The sequence below is a fragment of the Methylophaga sp. UBA5088 genome, from assembly GCF_002414625.1.
Taxonomy (GTDB): domain Bacteria; phylum Pseudomonadota; class Gammaproteobacteria; order Nitrosococcales; family Methylophagaceae; genus Methylophaga; species Methylophaga marina.
The window spans coordinates 1-822 of record NZ_DIAC01000073.1 but is presented as its reverse complement, the minus strand read 5'-3'; the positions used below and the strand labels follow the sequence as shown (position 1 = coordinate 822).

Annotated in this window: 1 protein-coding gene; it reads right to left on the bottom strand. The window is 45.1% G+C overall.

Annotated features, from left to right (window positions below; genetic code table 11):
- Positions 1 to 719 (bottom strand): TGS domain-containing protein (locus B4K20_RS09320; RefSeq protein WP_289282684.1); only part of this gene is annotated, 719 nt, incomplete at its 3' end.
- Positions 720 to 822 lie beyond the last annotated feature (103 nt).

Below are 822 nucleotides of genomic sequence, written 5' to 3'. Positions count from 1 at the left end.
TTTTCAGCTTCTTCCAGACGATGTAAATAAGCCTTAAGGGCTTTTTTATCTTGCCAGGCAGTACCGTATACCCGTTGTAACATTTCGTTATCAGAGTTACCACGCCAGTATGCACCCGCCAATTTCATCAATTTGAAGGCTTTTAACTTACCTGTGCTTGGTACGTGAGGACCACGACATAAATCGACAAAATCACCTTGGCGATAGATAGATAAAGTCTCGCCTTGCGGAATATCTTCCAGGATTTCAGCTTTATAGATTTCACCCATATCACGGAATAACTCGATACCCGCATCACGAGAGATTTCTTCACGAACCACTGGAAGATCTTGCTTCACGATCTCTTCCATACGCTTCTGGATCTTAGCTAAATCATCCGGCGTAAACGCTTCTTTATATGAGAAATCATAATAGAAGCCATCTTCAATCACCGGACCGATGGTGACTTGTGCTTCAGGATAGAGCTGTTTTACAGCCTGAGCCATTAGATGTGATGTAGAGTGACGGATGACATCCAGACCATCTTCATCACGCTCAGTAATGATGGCTACCTCAGCATCCTGTTCAATGACGAATGACGTATCAACCAGCTTGCCATCAACTTTACCGGCTAATGCAGCACGGGCTAAGCCAGTACCAATATCAGCGGCAACATCATGGATAGACACGGGATGATCGAATTGGCGTTGAGAGCCGTCGGGAAGTGTTACTGAAATCATATGAAGTCCTGGTTGTGGCCGATACAAAGGGCCTTAAAAACCAAAAAAGCGCCTAAGCGCTTTTGAATATCTGGTAGGCACGAGTGGATTCGAACCACCGACC